At 46.1% G+C, this 16491-nt stretch carries 16 protein-coding genes; 11 read left to right on the top strand and 5 right to left on the bottom strand.

Annotated elements, in window-relative coordinates:
* From AR334_RS19380 to AR334_RS19330, 11 genes are all read left to right on the top strand, one after another.
* The gene (locus AR334_RS19380) at positions 1–783 is read left to right on the top strand and encodes an ABC transporter ATP-binding protein (RefSeq protein ID WP_066315787.1); all 783 of its coding nucleotides are present in this window, start codon (positions 1–3) and stop codon (positions 781–783) included.
* Positions 776–1483 (top strand): ABC transporter ATP-binding protein, encoded by a 708-nt coding sequence (locus tag AR334_RS19375; RefSeq protein WP_066315784.1) that lies wholly within the window; start codon positions 776–778, stop codon positions 1481–1483. Before AR334_RS19380 ends, AR334_RS19375 begins: the two co-directional genes overlap by 8 nt.
* 116 nt (positions 1484–1599) lie before the next feature.
* The gene (locus AR334_RS19370) at positions 1600–2850 is read left to right on the top strand and encodes an ABC transporter substrate-binding protein (protein WP_066315782.1); all 1251 of its coding nucleotides are present in this window, start codon (positions 1600–1602) and stop codon (positions 2848–2850) included.
* A gap of 173 nt (positions 2851–3023) precedes the next feature.
* Complete coding sequence (locus AR334_RS19365) at positions 3024–3821, top strand: alpha/beta fold hydrolase (RefSeq protein ID WP_066315780.1); 798 nt, start codon at positions 3024–3026, stop codon at positions 3819–3821.
* A 13-nt stretch (positions 3822–3834) separates the two neighbouring features.
* Positions 3835–4875 carry a 3-oxoacyl-ACP synthase gene (locus AR334_RS19360; protein ID WP_066315778.1) on the top strand — a complete coding sequence of 347 codons (1041 nt, stop codon included), beginning with the start codon at positions 3835–3837 and terminating at the stop codon, positions 4873–4875.
* Positions 4859–6199 carry an acetyl-CoA hydrolase/transferase family protein gene (locus tag AR334_RS19355; RefSeq protein ID WP_066315776.1) on the top strand — a complete coding sequence of 447 codons (1341 nt, stop codon included), beginning with the start codon at positions 4859–4861 and terminating at the stop codon, positions 6197–6199. Before AR334_RS19360 ends, AR334_RS19355 begins: the two co-directional genes overlap by 17 nt.
* Before the next feature lie 161 nt (positions 6200–6360).
* The gene (locus tag AR334_RS19350) at positions 6361–6771 is read left to right on the top strand and encodes a MaoC family dehydratase (protein ID WP_066315757.1); all 411 of its coding nucleotides are present in this window, start codon (positions 6361–6363) and stop codon (positions 6769–6771) included.
* 11 nt (positions 6772–6782) lie between these two features.
* Complete coding sequence (gene fabV, locus AR334_RS19345) at positions 6783–7976, top strand: enoyl-ACP reductase FabV (RefSeq protein ID WP_066315756.1); 1194 nt, start codon at positions 6783–6785, stop codon at positions 7974–7976.
* A gap of 615 nt (positions 7977–8591) precedes the next feature.
* A complete protein-coding gene (locus AR334_RS19340) occupies positions 8592–9104 on the top strand; it encodes a CBO0543 family protein (RefSeq protein ID WP_066315742.1) in 513 nt (170 codons plus the stop codon).
* On the top strand, positions 9095–9586 hold the full coding sequence (locus tag AR334_RS19335) for a CBO0543 family protein (RefSeq protein WP_066315734.1): 492 nt from the start codon (positions 9095–9097) through the stop codon (positions 9584–9586). The genes AR334_RS19340 and AR334_RS19335 overlap by 10 nt, the downstream gene beginning before the upstream one ends.
* Before the next feature lie 83 nt (positions 9587–9669).
* Positions 9670–11748 (top strand): penicillin-binding transpeptidase domain-containing protein, encoded by a 2079-nt coding sequence (locus tag AR334_RS19330; RefSeq protein ID WP_066315726.1) that lies wholly within the window; start codon positions 9670–9672, stop codon positions 11746–11748.
* A 43-nt stretch (positions 11749–11791) separates the two neighbouring features.
* Here AR334_RS19330 and AR334_RS19325 read toward each other — a convergent pair whose 3' ends face one another.
* The 5 genes from AR334_RS19325 to AR334_RS19305 form a co-directional block, all read right to left on the bottom strand.
* Positions 11792–12973 (bottom strand): M20 family metallopeptidase, encoded by a 1182-nt coding sequence (locus AR334_RS19325; RefSeq protein WP_066315715.1) that lies wholly within the window; start codon positions 12971–12973, stop codon positions 11792–11794.
* A gap of 10 nt (positions 12974–12983) precedes the next feature.
* Positions 12984–13706, bottom strand: a complete 723-nt coding sequence (locus AR334_RS19320) for an amino acid ABC transporter ATP-binding protein (RefSeq protein WP_066315711.1) — start codon at positions 13704–13706, stop codon at positions 12984–12986.
* Positions 13703–14365 (bottom strand): amino acid ABC transporter permease, encoded by a 663-nt coding sequence (locus tag AR334_RS19315; protein ID WP_066315708.1) that lies wholly within the window; start codon positions 14363–14365, stop codon positions 13703–13705. Before AR334_RS19315 ends, AR334_RS19320 begins: the two co-directional genes overlap by 4 nt.
* A 63-nt stretch (positions 14366–14428) precedes the next feature.
* Positions 14429–15259: a transporter substrate-binding domain-containing protein gene (locus tag AR334_RS19310; RefSeq protein WP_066315697.1), complete on the bottom strand. Its 831-nt coding sequence runs from the start codon at positions 15257–15259 to the stop codon at positions 14429–14431.
* Positions 15260–15497: 238 nt separating this feature from the next.
* A complete protein-coding gene (locus AR334_RS19305) occupies positions 15498–16382 on the bottom strand; it encodes an EamA family transporter (protein ID WP_066315692.1) in 885 nt (294 codons plus the stop codon).
* Positions 16383–16491 lie beyond the last annotated feature (109 nt).

The raw sequence follows: 16491 nt of genomic DNA, 5'->3' as shown, positions 1-16491 counted from the left end.
ATGGAGCCAATACTACAAGTCGAGAATCTATCGATCAGCTTTGGTGGTCTAAAGGCGATTGATGACCTAAGCTTTATGGTGGAAAAAGGAAGCATCTATGGCCTGATTGGCCCGAACGGCGCCGGGAAAACAACCGTGTTCAACTGTATCAGCCGTTTCTATACGCCAGACCAAGGTAAGCTTACTTTTCAAGGAAATGTAAATCTATTACATTACAAGGTTCATCAAATGGTGGATATCGGGTTGGTACGTACCTTCCAAAACGTAGAGTTATTTAAAAACCTAACCGTTCTCGAAAACTTGATCATCGGGCAGCACAGCATGACCAAGGGCGGTTTTTTTGCCCAAGGGCTACGGCTTCCGTCTGTTAAAAGAGAAGAAAAGCGGATTCGCGATAAGGCCTTGGAGATCATGGATTTCTTGGGAATCCGTGGAATCGAGCATTTGCCGGGAGCGGCGCAGCCGTACGGCGTTATGAAGCTGATTGAATTAGGCCGGGCGTTAATGTCAGACCCCAAGATGATCATCTTGGATGAGCCAGCCGCCGGGATGAACCATAGTGAAACGCAAACCTTGACGGAGCTGATTAAAAAAATACGTGATAAGTTTGGAGTCACGATTTTACTCGTCGAGCACGATATGAACCTGGTGATGGAGGTTTGCGAAAAAATCTGTGTCATCAATTTTGGAAAGAAAATTGCCGAGGGCACACCGAACGAGATTCAAAATCATCCTGCCGTACAAGAAGCGTATTTAGGTAAGGAGGATGAGGTCCATGCTTAAGCTTGAAAAAGTGGATGCCTATTACGGGTACATTCATGCGCTCAAGAATGTGTCGTTGGAAATTAAAGAAGGAAATATCGTTACCCTGCTCGGAGCCAATGGGGCCGGGAAGACGTCAATATTAAAAGTAATTTCAGGGTTGCTCAAGCCGCAACAGGGAAATGTCTCTTTTAACGGCAAGGATTTGACCGGGCAATCACCGGATAAGGTGGTCAAGCAGGGGATCATCCAATCCCCGGAGGGCAGGCAGGTATTCCCTGAACTGACCGTAAAGGAAAATTTGCAAATAGGCGCCTACACCCAGAAAAACCGCAGTGAGGCCAATCAATCGATGGAAAAAGTATTTCACTATTTTCCGAGATTAAAAGAACGGGAAAAGCAGGATGCCGGGACCTTGTCGGGCGGAGAGCAGCAAATGTTGGCGATTGGGCGGGCGCTTATGGCGAAGCCGAAGCTGCTACTGCTGGATGAGCCATCGTTAGGGTTAGCTCCTCTTATTGTGAAAGATATTTTTTCCATCATCAAAGAGATAAATGGGCAGGGCACGACGGTTTTCCTCGTGGAGCAAAATGCTAACCAGGCCCTGTCGATCAGCCATTATGCCTATATTTTGGAGACCGGAAAAGTGATTCATCATGGGCCGGCAGCCGAGATCAAAAATGATTCAAAAATTAAGCAAGCCTATTTAGGCGGCCACTAACCCAAACGGCATTTCTTAAGCAAGCAGATTCGATGCAGTATAACCAATCGGCATTCCCTAAGCGAAACGCTTAGATGCACTATAAAAAATATACATGTAGAGGGAGAGTCAAAGTCATGAGGAATTATTGGAAAAAAGGTTTATCACTAGCATTTATTTTCGTCCTTCTCTTTTCAATGACAGCCTGTTCCGGCGGTGAAAAGACCACTAGCGGCAAGGCGAAAGAAAAAGAAAAAGTGGAATTGGCCCAAGGTGTTACAAAAGATTCGGTCAAAATTGGAACCATCGGCGTGCAATCTGGCGCATTAGCGTTTATCGGTACTCCGTACTTTGAAGGCATGGAAGCTTATTTAAATAAAGTCAATGACGATGGCGGGGTTAATGGCCGTAAAATTGAACTGGTGAAAAAAGATGATGAATTTAAGCCGGACAAAGCCGTTCAAGCAATGGAATCGCTTGTTTATGATGACGAAGTGTTTGCGGTTGTCGGCCAATTAGGAACACCAGGCGTCATGGCGACAGAAAGCATTGTTAAGGACGAAGGAATTCCAGCCGTTTACTTTGGCTCTGGCGCGAAGCAGCTAACCAAATCCGGCGAAAACTTCTTCCCGGTACAACCGAACTATTACTATGAAGGGAAATTAATGGCGAAATATGCCGTGGAAGAATTTAAGGCGAAAAACGTCGTGGTCATCTATCAAAATGACGACGTTGGCCGCGATGGTGTCGAAGGTTTTGCGGAGGGCTTAAAAGAGCTCGGTAAATCAGGCTTGCTTAAGGAAGAAGGAAAATTGGCGGTTGGCGCTGCAGACACAGACTTTACAGTGCCAGTGCAAAAAGCAAAAAGCTTGAACCCGGATGTCGTGATCGTTTATAGCTTGGCTGGTGCGACTACAGGTATTTTAAAAGAATTTGAAAAAGTAAACTTCAATATTCCGATGATTACCACTTATTCCAATGCAGATGCCTCCTTCTTGGCTTTAGCGGCACCAGGGGCTCCAAATGTGATTGAGAACCTCCATGTCATGGGCTGGGTCGATGCAAAACCTGAAAAGCTAAAACCATTAATGGATGCGATGGCAAAATACTTCCCGAACCAAAAGGTCATCAACGCTTATACAATGGCTGGCTGGGTAGCGGCTGAAACATTTGTGGCAGGCTTAAAGGCAGCCGGCGACAACTTGTCTTGGGAAGGCTATATTAAAGCGATGAATGGGTTGACGTTTACTGATGGCTTGGCCCCTGAAATCAGCTATGTCAAAGGCAAACGTGAAGGCGTAACGAAAATGGCATTAAGCAAAGTAACAAAGAACGACAAAGGCGCCTTTATTTTTGAATTAAAAACGGATTATACAGAATTTAAATGATGCTGAAGTGTATAAGGGCTTCTAAAGGCTGATTTTCCATGCCTTTAGAGGGCCTTATTCAAATAGAGGACCAAAATGTAGGATATTAGGACACTGTCCGATTTTTCGACAGTAACAATACCCGAACTTCCTTAAATTTGCCTAAGGGAATCGGTCGAAGGAGACATGCGCTTATGCCTAAAATAGCGGCAAATGGAATAGAGTTTTATTACGAGATTCATGGAAGCGGGCCGACGCTTGTGTTGCTTGAAGGCCTGGGCTATGCGAGCTGGATGTGGCATCGGCAGGTGGAGGAGCTCGCCAAGCATTTTACCGTTGTCGTCTTTGACAACCGCGGTGTCGGGTACACTGACAAGCCGGAGATGGAGTATTCGATCCAGTTGTTTGCCGAGGATACAGCCGAGGTATTGCGGGCGCAGCACATCGAGAAGGCGCATATTTTAGGCGTTTCCATGGGAGGCTTTATTGCCCAAGAATTTGCGATTCGGTATCCAGAGATGGTCGATCAGCTCATCCTTTGCAGTACGTCGTTTGGCGGGCCTAACAGCATCCCGATTCCGCAGGAGACGCTTGATATCATGATGCAGGGCGGCAGTAAGGACGGCTCGATTGAAAAAGCAAGATATGCTGTTTCCACGGCGTTAAACTTGGAAACCTTGCCGGAAAATCAGGATATTATTGATTTCATTATCGAACAGCAGCTGAAGAATCTCCAGCCGAAGCATGCGTATCAGCGCCAATTATATGCAGGGGCGTCGTTCAATAGCGAAACGAGGGTGCATACCATCTGGGCAAAAACCCTGATTTTAGCCGGTCGCGGCGACCGGGTTGTTCCTTGTGGGAATGCCAGGCTGCTGCATGAAAAAATCCCAAATTCGAAAGAAATCATTATTGAGGGAACAGGGCATTTATTTTTGATGGAAAAACCGGATGTGACCAACCGTTTGATTATCAATTTTTTGACAGTTTAAGGAGGGAATTGGCATGACTGTTCATGTTGGCATTTTAGGCACAGGCATTTATCTACCGTCTTCAAGAATGACGGCAAAAGAGATTTCAAAAGCCACAACGGGCGTCTGGACGGAAGAAGCGATTATGAACAAACTGGGAATCAAGGAAAAGCGGGTCCCGGGCGAAGGTGACGGGACGCAGGAAATGGGTGTTAAAGCGGGACTTGCCGCGATTGAGAATACAGGCATTGACCCAAAGGAAATTGACCTGGTGATCTCGATTGGCGAGGAGTGGAAGGAGTATCCGCTCACCACCACGGCCATCTATATTCAGGAAAAAATCGGCGCTGTTAATGCGTGGGGCATCGATATGCAGCAGAGATGCTGTACCGCAGTTTCCGCAATGAAGATTGCCAAGGATATGATGATCGCCGATGAAGAATTGGATACGGTAATGATTGTCGGCGGGTACCGGAACGGGGATTTTGTCGATTACACCGACCGGGCGATGTCAATGATGTACAATCTTTCCGCCGGCGCCGGGGCAATTATTTTAAAAAGGAACTTGGGCCGGAATATATTGTTGGGCTCTCATATCGTGACGGACGGAACGATGGCACGCGATGCCGGGGTCGAATTTGGCGGCACCGAAAAGCCGATTACAGCGGAAAACCTTCACGAAGCTTATAAGTCACTGCGATTATTTGACGAAAAGCATATGAAGGACCGCTTAAATGATGTGTCGATGCCAAACTGGATTCACTGCATCGACCGCGCGTTTGAAAAATCCAGGATTGGCAAAGAAGAACTGGGGTACCTTGCCGTGCTTCATTTTAAATACTCGATGCATAAATATCTGTTGGATTTGCTGGGGCTGACTGAGGACCAGTCGATTTATTTAAGCGATTATGGCCATTTGGGCCAGGTGGACCAAATCCTTTCCTTGCATTTGGCGCTAGAGCAAGGCAAGGTGCAGGACGGAACGGTGATTTCCATGATTTCCGCGGGGATCGGCTACGCCTGGGCGGCAAATGTCATCAAATGGGGGCCGATAGACGATGTTAACGTTAACTAGAGAAAGTAAATATCAGGACATTTATGATGCTAAGCGGATTTCAGTAGATGAAGCGTTGACGTTGATCAAGACGGGCGATCATATCGTTTCTGCGTTGGCTGCGGCGGAGCCAAGAAGTCTATTATCCAAGCTCCATACGGTTTCTGAGCGGGTGTCTGATATTCGGGTTTCGACCTGTTTGCCGATTCTCGAATATCCGTATTTCTCTGATCCGACGTATAAAGACCATTTTGTCAATGAGGGCTGGTTTTATACACCGGCGATGCGCAAAATGCATGGGCAAGGGACAGTTTCGTTTATACCGAATCATCTTCATTTTGCAGGCAATAAGCGAAATGGACACCGCCATCCGAATATTTTTGCCGGGACGGCATCGCTTATGGACGAACATGGCTATCTGTCCTTGTCTTTAAGCGCTACCTATGAAAAGGAAATGGTTCAGGCTGCCGACATTGTCATCCTGGAAGTAAACCCAAATATGCCAAGAACCTTTGGCGATACGATTGTTCATATTTCTGAAATTGATTATATCATCGAAGCCGACTATGACGTGCCGCTCTTCCCGTCGCCGGAACCGACCGAAAAGGACCGGGTCATCGGGAAGCATATCGCTGAGTTAATCGATGACGGCTCCACGATCCAGCTGGGAATCGGCGGGATTCCGAACGCGGTTTCCGCGGAGCTCTTTAATAAAAAAGACCTCGGCATTCATACCGAGATGTTTACCGACGGCATGGTCGACCTGTTTGAAGCCGGTGTTATTACCGGAAAATGCAAGACGCTTTGGCCGGGCAAGATGGTCGCCACCTTCGCCCTCGGTACGCAAAAGCTTTATGATTTTATTAATGATAATCCCGGCGTGATGATACTAAATGGAAGCTATGTTAACGACCCGTATGTCATCGGCCAGAACCACAAGATGGTGTCGATTAATACGACGCTGGAAATTGATTTAACCGGCCAGTGCTGCTCCGAATCGTTGGGCCACCGCCAATTCAGCGGCACCGGAGGCCAGGCGGATACCGCGATTGGCGCGCAATTATCGAAGGACGGAAAATCGTTTATCGCGCTGTATTCGACCGCGAATGTAAGGGTGCCGGGTACTAGCGAACGTAAAACGATTTCGAAAATCGTGCCGAGACTCGCCCACGGGGCAACCGTATCGCTATCCCGCAACGACGTTGATTATGTCGTGACGGAATACGGTGTCGCGCATCTAAAAGGAACCTCGATTCGCGAACGCGTCGAACTGCTGATTGGCATTGCCCACCCTGATTTTAGAGAATCGTTACGGGCAGAAGCGAAAGAGCTTGGGATTTGGTAGGGGTGTTTTTGGCGGTGCCTGTCACCGCCGGAACTTACCCAATTTTGTCGATAAGAGAGGTCAAATGAAAAGCGCCGCTGGAAGGTGCGGCTTTTTGGACTTCTCTTAATTAAAAAATACACTTGTGAAATATTGAGCAAGATGAAGAGGAGGATGTTATAATGATCATTGCAATCGGTGACAAAGCATCAATGTCAAAAACCGTAACCGAAACAGACGTGTATCTTTTTGCCGGCATAACTGGCGACTTAAATCCTGCACATACCAACGAGGAATTTGCGAAAGGCACCCCTTTTGAAACAAGGATTGCCCATGGCATGTTAAGCGGCGGCTTTATATCGGCTGTGTTAGGGATGAAGCTGCCTGGGCCGGGCACGATTTACCTGCAGCAGGAGCTTACCTTTGTCAAACCAGTGCGAATCGGGGATACGATCACGGCGGAGGTCCAAGTGGCGGACATGATCGATAAAGGAAAGTTCGTCATACTTGTTCTAAACACCATCTGCTATAACCAAGACGGGGTCATCGTCACAGAAGGAAAAGCAAAGGTCATCCCGCCGAAACAGGATTAGGAGGTTTTATTATGATTATTGAAGCAAAATTAAAAGGAAACGTCTCTCGCGCCGCTCACCCATATGGCTGCCGGGAGATGATTAAACTACAAATAGATTATGTCAGAGCGCAAGGCAGGTTCGAGGGCCCGAAAAAGGTGCTTATTTTGGGCGCTTCCTCGAGCTATGGGCTAGCTTCCCGGATTGTCACGGCATTTGGCGCGGGTGCTGATACAATTGGCGTTTCTTTTGAAAAAGGCATTTCCGATGAGCGCCTGGCCACCGCGGGCTGGTGGAATAATATTTTCTTCAAGCAAGAAGCGGAAAAAGAAGGCTTGATCGCGAAAAATTTTATCGGGGACGCTTTTTCAAAAGAAATGCTGGAAGACGTGATTACTTATATTAAAGAAGAATTCGGCGGAAGTATTGATTTGCTTGTATATAGTTTGGCATCCGGGATACGGAAAGACCCGGAGACTGGGGTAACGTACCGATCGGCGATCAAGCCAATCGGTGAGGCGGTGCGCGGTACAAACATTCATTTAGAGACAGAGACTTTATTTGAGCAGGAGGTTCAGCCGGCGACTGAAGAGGAGATCGAGCACACCGTAAAGGTGATGGGCGGCGAGGATTGGGAGCGCTGGGTGAAAGGGCTGCATGAGGCCGGTGTTCTGGCACAAAGTTTTAAAACCACGCTTTATTCCTATATCGGTCCGGAGGTGACGCAGGCGTTTTATGGCGGCGGCACGCTGGGTATGGCGAAACGGCATGCGGAGGAAACGGCAGTCGTTTTGAATGAGTATTTAAAGGAACGGATTAGCGGGGAGGCGGTCATTTGCGTCAGCAAGGCCGTCACCACTAAAGCAAGTGCGGTCATTCCGACCTTCCCAATTTACGCAGCCGCGCTTTATAAAGTGATGCTTGCCAAAGGCTTGCATGAAACCCCAATCATGCATAAATACCGGTTCTTCCGGGAGATGTTGTACGGTACTGGCAGGGAATTCGATGGACAGGGCAGACTGCGCCCTGACTACTGGGAAATGCGGGAGGATGTTCAACGGGAAGTGAACGCGCAAATGGGTAGGATCAATGAGGAAAATATCCGTGAATTAACCGCTTTGGACGTTTTTCAAAAGGAATTCCTCCAGCTTAATGGGTTCGAAGTCGAAGGCGTCGACTATAGTGAGGAAATCGATCTTGAAGAGTTAAAATTGTTAGAGCCATAAATGACAAAAAAGCCTAGCGAAAAACTGTAAGTGCAAAATGACAGTGAGTCGTAGTGTTATATAAAAGAGTAAAACTCGCCATAGTTGAAGTGGCGAGTTTCTTTATTAGGAATACAAAAAGCTCAATTACTTGTGATACGGTTCACCGTAACGCATCAAAATAACGTTACATAAGTTATCTTGTCCTTAAATCTAGTAACCAGCAAAAAATAAGCGGAGGTTTTCCGGTTAAATGCAGAATGGAGCTCATTTCTGGGAAAATAAGCGGAGTTTTTCCGCTTATGCGAAGAAAAAGCCCTTATTTTTGAATCTTTTGATTCAATAAGCGGAATTCCTCCGACTATTTAAGCTTTTTTTCATAACATTTACTAAATAAGCGGAAATGCTCCCTCTATTTATAGAAGCGAGTGCTTAACCTAATACCTCGACCACCCTATTGATATCCAGAATGCGGGAATCGGCAGCTTTATAACATTTTCCTTCTGTGGCACTTTATGTTTAATTCGCTTTGACATGGGAAACAATTTGATTAGTGAGTCGAACTATGTCGAATGTCACTTTTACTTTTAAAGAAGTGACAACCGTCACCTGCTTCGTTCAATAGGAGGCAAGATTATGAGCTTTGATTATTTTATACTCGCAATGATTTGGGGTGTTTCGATTATTGTGTTGTTCTTGGCGATTCCCAAATCAAGAATTCGAGAGTTTGTGGCGGTGTTTTTGTTTTTTCAGGCATTAACATGGATTTTTAGTATTACCCTTACTGAGTTTGGTGCTCTATCGACAGAAGTTCGCCTATTCAAAGATGCAACGAAAATTAGCTTTACCTCGGAATTTACGTTCTATCCGACACTTGCCGTTGTTTTTCACCGCTTCTTTCCTGAAAAATCCGGAAAACTAAGAGTAATTCTCCATTACCTTTTATTCGTTGGAATCATCCTCTTATATATGTACCTTTTGGACAAGTTTACAGGAATCATGAACGTTGAAATTCCTGAGCAGCTGATTAGGACCTTTTTTAATTTTATCTTTGAATTTTGGTTGTTAAGGCAATACATTCTCTGGTTAATGGGTACCATAAGCCGCCAAGCCCAACATGGATCGGAGGACCAACAGCAATGGAAATGACCTTCCTTTATGCAATCTGGTCGATCACCATCTTCTCTTTGATTTTGCTGCCAAAAAAGCGCCTACATGAGGCGAGTATCATTGCTATGTTTCAGCAGTTTGTTACATGGTCCCTTGGTCTGCTTGTGGCGGAGTTGAATTTAATCCAATACCCGGTCCGGGAGTTTGCTTCCGTGAACAAAACCAGCTTCACCTTTGAATTTTTAGTCTATCCTGTCCTCAGCGCATTCTATGTTTTGTATTACCCAGTTGGACGAAGCCGTTGGAAACAGTTCCTTTATACTTCAATCATCATTACCGTCAGCATCATTTCAGAGGTCATTATTGAAAAATATACTAATCTTATTGAATACGTTCATTGGAAATGGTACGTTTCCTTGATTACAGTTTACCTCACCCTTGAGCTAGTCCGATTTTTTCACCGCTGGTTTTTTAAAGTGGAATCACCCAAAAAAAAGTCATTCACTTTGGAAAAAAATTGAAACCAAACCCCTCCATCAATCGTCTATACTATACTAAGGGGAATTTTGTAAATTTCTTGGTGCAGCAAATGGGGGGCGGTTGGATGACCAGCAAAAAAGAGAAAAAACGTACGTTGTTGCGGGTCAATATTCTGTTTGTGATCGTTTTTTTGCTTTTTTCTACGCTTATTTTTAGAATGGGTATTGTTCAAATTGTCTATGGTGAAGACTATCAAAAACAGATTTCCATGACGGAAAACATTACTGTCAATAATCCTGTTCCACGCGGGGAGATTTATGACCGATACGGACGGCCCATCGTCAGCAATCTGGCGGTCGATACTATTATTTATACAAGAGATGTCAATATATCCAATCAAAAAGTTCTCGAGGTTGCAAAGGAACTGGCCAAACACATACATAAAGAAACCGATCGTTTAACCGAGAGGGATTTAAAGGATTATTGGATCCTGACGCGACCGGAAAAAGCAAAGAAAAAACTCACAGCCAAGGAATTAGCCGATAAAAAACTGACCAATAAAGAGCTATACCAACTACAGATCAAAAGAATTGATCCGCAAACTGATTTGGCTGAAATCGATGAAACCGAGCTTGAGGTTGCCGCGATTTATCGAGAGATGGCGGGCGGCTATACCCTCACACCGCAAATCGTAAAAAATGAAAATGTGACAATGGAGGAACTGGCCATCGTCAGCGAGAATCTCGACCTGCTGCCCGGAGTAGATGTCGTGACGGATTGGAATCGGGAATATCCGAATGGCGACATCTTCCGTTCTGTTTTGGGGAATATCACGTCTTCAAAGGAAGGACTGCCCGCGGATAAGCTAGATTACTATCTTCCTAGAGGGTACAGCCGCAATGATCGGGTCGGAAAAAGCCAGATTGAGTTATTTTATGAAGATGTGCTAAAAGGGCAAAAGGAAAAAGTGCAATATAAGACAAACACGGCCGGAAATGTCGTGTCCAATCGGGTCATTAGTGAAGGAAAGCCCGGGAAGGACTTGGTGCTGACGGTTGACATGGAATTGCAAAAACGGGTGGAAGAGGTTTTGGCCAATGAACTGGTGGAGGCCAAAAATAATAACGGCGGGCCATTCCTCGACCGGGCCTTTGTGGTGATGATGAACCCGAAGACAGGGGAAGTTCTCTCGCTGGCCGGGAAAAAACTCGAGCAGAAGGATGGGCGGTGGACGGTTACTGATTATGCTCTAGGGACGATTACCTCCGCCTATGCCGTCGGATCGTCGGTTAAAGGCGCAACGGTTTTAACCGGTTACAAAACAGGCGCCATCAAGCCGGGCACCTCGCTGCTTGATGAACCCCTTCATATTCAAAGTACACCGACGAAAAGTTCCTATACGAACATGAGCCTGATTGATGACGTGAACGCTCTGAAAAGCTCATCGAACGTGTATATGTTTAAAACAGCGATCAGAATGATGGGGACGGAATATCGTCCGAATATGAAGCTGCCGCAAAGCACGGAGGTATTTAAAACGTTCCGGTATTATTTCAACCAGTTTGGGCTCGGCGTCAAGACCGGAATCGACTTGCCGAATGAAGCGTCCGGCCTGCTTGGGGATACTTCCGTTCAAGGTAAAGCGCTCGACTTTGCAATCGGGCAGTTTGATACCTATACGCCGATGCAACTGGCCCAATATGTTTCCACCATCGCCAATGATGGAAAAAGAGTCAAGCCGACCATCGTAAGAGAAATTCGCGAACACAGCGCGGACGATGAGCTCGGTCCTGTGTATAAATCGGTGGAACCGGTGGTGCTGAACCAACTCGATATGGAGCCCGCCCAAATTAAGCGGGTGCAGGAAGGATTTAGAAGGGTGTACCAGGATGGCGGTACCGCGTCTGCTTACTTTTCGGTAGAGCCGTATCGTTCCTATAACCTTGCAGGAAAAACGGGGACGGCGGAATCCTTCTATTATGATCCCGTCAAGAAACGGATCATCACGGATATCCCGACCTACAATTTAACCTTGGTCGGCTACGCACCGTTCAATGATCCTGAAATTGCCTTTTCAATCGTCGTGCCATTCACCCGGACCGATTCCCATCCGGTTAATAAAAGAATCGGGCAGGGTATTATGAAGGCGTATTTTGATTTGAAAAGCGGTTTAATAGGTGGCGAACAGCTCCCCCAACAATAAAATGAAAGAAGCTAACACCGGATATGGTTGTTAGCTTCTTTTGTTACTGCAATAATCGAAAAGCAGATAGAACCATCCATTTTACGCCGATTTTGATCGCTTCTTCGTCGACCATAAATTCCGGGTGGTGCAAGCCATGGATGATGCCTTTTTCTTCGTTTCTTGAGCCCAGCCATACATAGCATCCGGGCACTTCTTTTTGATAATAGGAAAAATCCTCGCCGCCCATGGTGGATTCTGCGAGAAGCGTTTGTTCCTCGCCGACAACGGAAACAGCTGTGGTTCGCACCACTTCGGTAATCTTCGGATCATTCACGACAGCCGGAATCAGAAATTGATAGTCGATTTCGACCTCGCCACCGAGTGCGGTTACTGTATTGGTCACGACATTTTTAAACGTTTGATAAATTTTTTGCCGTACCTCTTCATTCGAGGTTCTAACCGTTCCTTTCAGAATCGCCTGATCAGGGATGACATTATTGGTGGCTCCTGCTTGAAAGGCACCGATGCTGACGACGGCTGATTCTTTCGCTGGGACGGTGCGGCTGACGATCGTTTGAAGCTGGCTGACAACAGCACTGCCGATCACAATCGGGTCGATGGTGTTTTCCGGCAACGCGGCATGTCCGCCTTTTCCTTTGATTGTAATTGTAAAATCATCACAACTGGCCATGAAGAAACCTTCTTTGATTCCAATGGTTCCCGTCGGAAGATCTGGCGAGTTATGCAGGCCGATAATCGATTTGACGCCCTCCAATAATCCTTGCTCAATGACCGAAACGGCTCCGCCTTCGGTTTCTTCTGCTGGCTGGAACAAAATTCGAACATTTCCCGGCAGGATGTCGCGCAAGCTTTGCAGGACGATTCCTGCACCTAAGGCAATCGTGGTGTGGACATCATGGCCGCACATATGACTGACACCATTGATTTTTGAGCGGAAGGGAAGATCAGATGCCTCTTGGATTGGCAGTGCATCAATATCCGCGCGTAATGCAATCGTCGGGCCCTGTTCTTTTCCAGTCACCTCGGCGGCTGTTCCTGTTTTTAACCCTGTGGGAATTGGCGCGATACCAAATTCCTTTAACCATCCGTTGATGCGTTCCGTCGTTTGGAATTCCGCGTTGCTGAGCTCAGGATACATATGAAGCTCTCTGCGGATTTCTACTAGCTTCGGAAACAGGGAGTCTATTTTTTCATCGAGGATTGCAGATAGTTGTTTCATCATGGTTCGTCTCCTATTTTAAATGTCGTAAAAATTCCTTCGTCCTGTCATGCTGAGGTGTTTCAAAGATAACTTCCGGAGGTCCCTGCTCAATAATCGTGCCTCCATCCATAAAAATAACGCGATCAGCGACTTCCCTGGCAAAGCCCATTTCATGGGTGACGACGACCATGGTCATGCCTTCCTTGGCTAGCTTCTTCATCACAGTCAGTACTTCTCCGACCAATTCAGGGTCAAGGGCAGAAGTCGGTTCATCAAAAAGCATAATTTTTGGCTCCATCGCCAACGCCCTGGCAATCGCCACCCGCTGCTTTTGTCCCCCGGACAAGCGGTTCGGATACTCATTTGCCTTTTCTTCCAGTCCGACTTTTTTAAGAAGCTCCAACCCTTTTTTATTTGCCTCATCATTGGTCATTTTTTTTAGTAAAACAGGGGCTTCGATAATATTCTCCATCACGGTCATGTGAGGAAATAAGTTAAATTGCTGAAACACCATGCCGATGTCCTGGCGTAGTTTATTTAATGACGATTCCCTGTACTCTACTGCTTGACCATTAATCGTAATGGTACCGGAATCAGCGGCTTCCAAACGATTGATGCAGCGCAAGAATGTACTTTTCCCCGAGCCGCTAGGTCCAATAATGACAACAACCTCGCCGGGCGCCACGTCTAAATCGATGCCTTTTAAAACTTCCAGCTTATCAAACTTCTTTATAATATTTTTACATGAAATCATTCGTATGCCCCTACCTTCTTCTCAATTTTTCCAACAATATAGGACATGATGGTCGTCAAGAATAAGTAGATTAATCCGACCAATAGGAAGACTTCCATGTATCGGTATGTGCTGCTGATGATTTGCTGGCCGGTCCGAAGCAAATCATATAAGGCAATCGTTGATACAAGAGAGGACTCTTTAATGAGTGCAATAAATTCATTTCCTAAAGGCGGGAGCATCCGGCGGAAGGCTTGTGGAATGATGATGCGTCTCATTGCTTGGCCCGCACTTAATCCAAGTGATCTCGCCGCTTCCATTTGTCCTTTGTCAATTGACTGAATCGCACCTCTGGCAATTTCCGCGATATAAGCGGCAGCGTTCAGTGATAAGGCAATACAGGCGGAAACAAACGGCGGCATTGTCAAGGCACTGAATACGGATGGAATAGCGAAGTGGATCACAAATAATTGCAGCAACAGGGGAGTGCCGCGGATCACCCAAATATAAAAGCGGCTTATTTGGGACAGCAGCGGGTTCGATGACACCCGTCCAAGTCCGACAAGTAGTCCGATGATGCTTCCAAAAATCACGCCGATGACGGCAATTTCTATTGTCACTAACGCACCTTGTAACAGGTACGGCAGGTAGGTGGCGGTAAAGGATAAAAACTCGTTCATGCTGATATCGCTCCTTGTGAAAATAAAACGGATAAATCGGACAGCCGATTTATCCAATTTGTATTATTGTTTTGTAATATCAGATCCAAACCATTTTTCACTGATTTTACTTAGTGTTCCATTGTCTTCAACCGTTTGGACTGCTTTTTCCAAGGCATCCTTGAGCTCGGTATCGCCTTTGCGAACGGCAATTCCCATCGGTTGGACATTGAAGGCTTCTCCTGTCACTTCAAATACCCCAGGTTTGGTCGTCATATAATAACGGCCCACGACTTCGCCAATCACCGCAGCATCAACACGCCCTAGTCCCATGTCATTGAAGACATCGGTCGTCAAATCATATTTTTTCACTTCTTTAATCCCGTCGATGGAATTGACCGCTGTTTCACCAGTTGAACCCAATTGGACACCGACCACCTTGCCTTTTACGTCCTCAATGGATTGGATGTTTAAAGGATTACCAGCTTTTACAGCTAAAATCTGTCCGACGCCAAAGTATTCCACAAAATCAACCTTTTTCTTCCGCGCATCCGTTACGTTCATCGAAGAGAGAATGATGTCAAACCGTTTCGCATCCAAGCCGGGGATAATTCCGTCCCATGCCGATGGAACGAATTTTACTTTCACTCCCAGTTCCTTTGCAAGTGCATTGGCAAAATCGATATCAAAACCGACCAGCTCATTTTTATCATTGCGATATTCCATCGGCGGGAGTGTATCATCCATCCCAATGGTGATTTCGCCTTTTTCTTTTATTTGTGCCAGTGTATCGCTTCCGGATGCCTTTGCACCCTTTGTGTTTTTCGATGTATCAGGTAAATCCGGCTGAGTGCCACAAGCCGCAGCCATCACAGCAAGAGCAACAATGAATAGTATGGTAAAGGCCTTTTTCATGAATGGTTCCCCCTTAGTTGACTTTAGTGCTTTATTTGTTTATCAGAGTAAAGTAATTCATAAAAATTATTTTATTAGAATAATAGGGATAATGCAAGAGTTTTGTTGTTTTGCCATTTTTTCATAAAAAAAAACTAGCCAGGACATGCCGATGGCTAGCAGAACTAAAGTTCCTGAGAAAATAGGATGGCGAGAAGCAGGAAGCAGTTTCCCTGCTTCGTTTTTGCCTCCAATCGAGTTAGGATGCGATCCGGAGAATCAAAATCCCTACGAAGGCTAGTGCGAGGCCGGTCATTTCACGGTGAGTCCATGCTTCCTTCAAATAAAACCGGGCGTATAGAATGACGAAGGCTACATTCATGGCGATGATGGCAGAGACAATTCCGGTGATCCCTTCGCGGAAGGCCGGAAAAATGAGTATCATTCCCGCTGCGTTTGTAATTCCCACCGCCATGCCCCATCCCAACGTTTTTTTTATAGTCCAGCTCCCTGAAGGATTGGATAACTCCTGGTCGGCAGGTGGTCTCGATTTTTTCCGAAACGTTTTCATAGCCCATGACAGACCGAATAATAAGCCACCTGTGGCAAACATGACGGTTAACACAGGCAATGTAGCGGCTCCGGCCAGCGTTGCCTGTTTAACGGACACGTCGGTAAAGCCGAAAAACAGCATGGTGATGATTCCCCACTGAATCCCTTGCAGCTGGCTGAACTTCAGATCTTGAGAATATTTAATTAAAAGGATGCCGATTAAAACAATGAAAAACGCCGCGAATTGCCATGTCGACAGAGCTTCCTGCCAGAGAATGTAGGCGACAATCATCACCACCAGCGGCGGTAGCCCTGTGAATAAAGCAACGATGGAAGCCTTGCCGACCGCATACCCCTTATACATCGAGGCGTTGGCGATAAACGAAAATAACCCCATCAGGCCTCCAAGCCATGCCCCTGTTGACCACGGCTGTTGGACAAACAGATTGCTGGCCAACGTAATGATGGTTCCCGATAAATAAACTCCCAACAGCAACAAATTGCGGTCAATCGGTCTTTGTGATGTCCACTGATAAAGGATGCCCCTTAACCCAAAGCAAAATGCCGCGGTAACGGCAAAAACAAACCACATATCTTTGTATCTCCTAACCTATTTTTGAAAAATTTACTAAGTATTAGTATACAACATTATGAACAAGAGGTCAGACTCCCATTTAAAATCTTCAGCCCGTACAAAAAAC

Origin of the sequence: Bacillus sp. FJAT-29814 (assembly GCF_001510715.1) — a bacterium.
Lineage (GTDB): Bacteria > Bacillota > Bacilli > Bacillales > Cytobacillaceae > Neobacillus.
The sequence above is the reverse complement of the archived record's forward strand: the minus strand, read 5'-3'. Positions and strand labels throughout refer to the sequence as shown.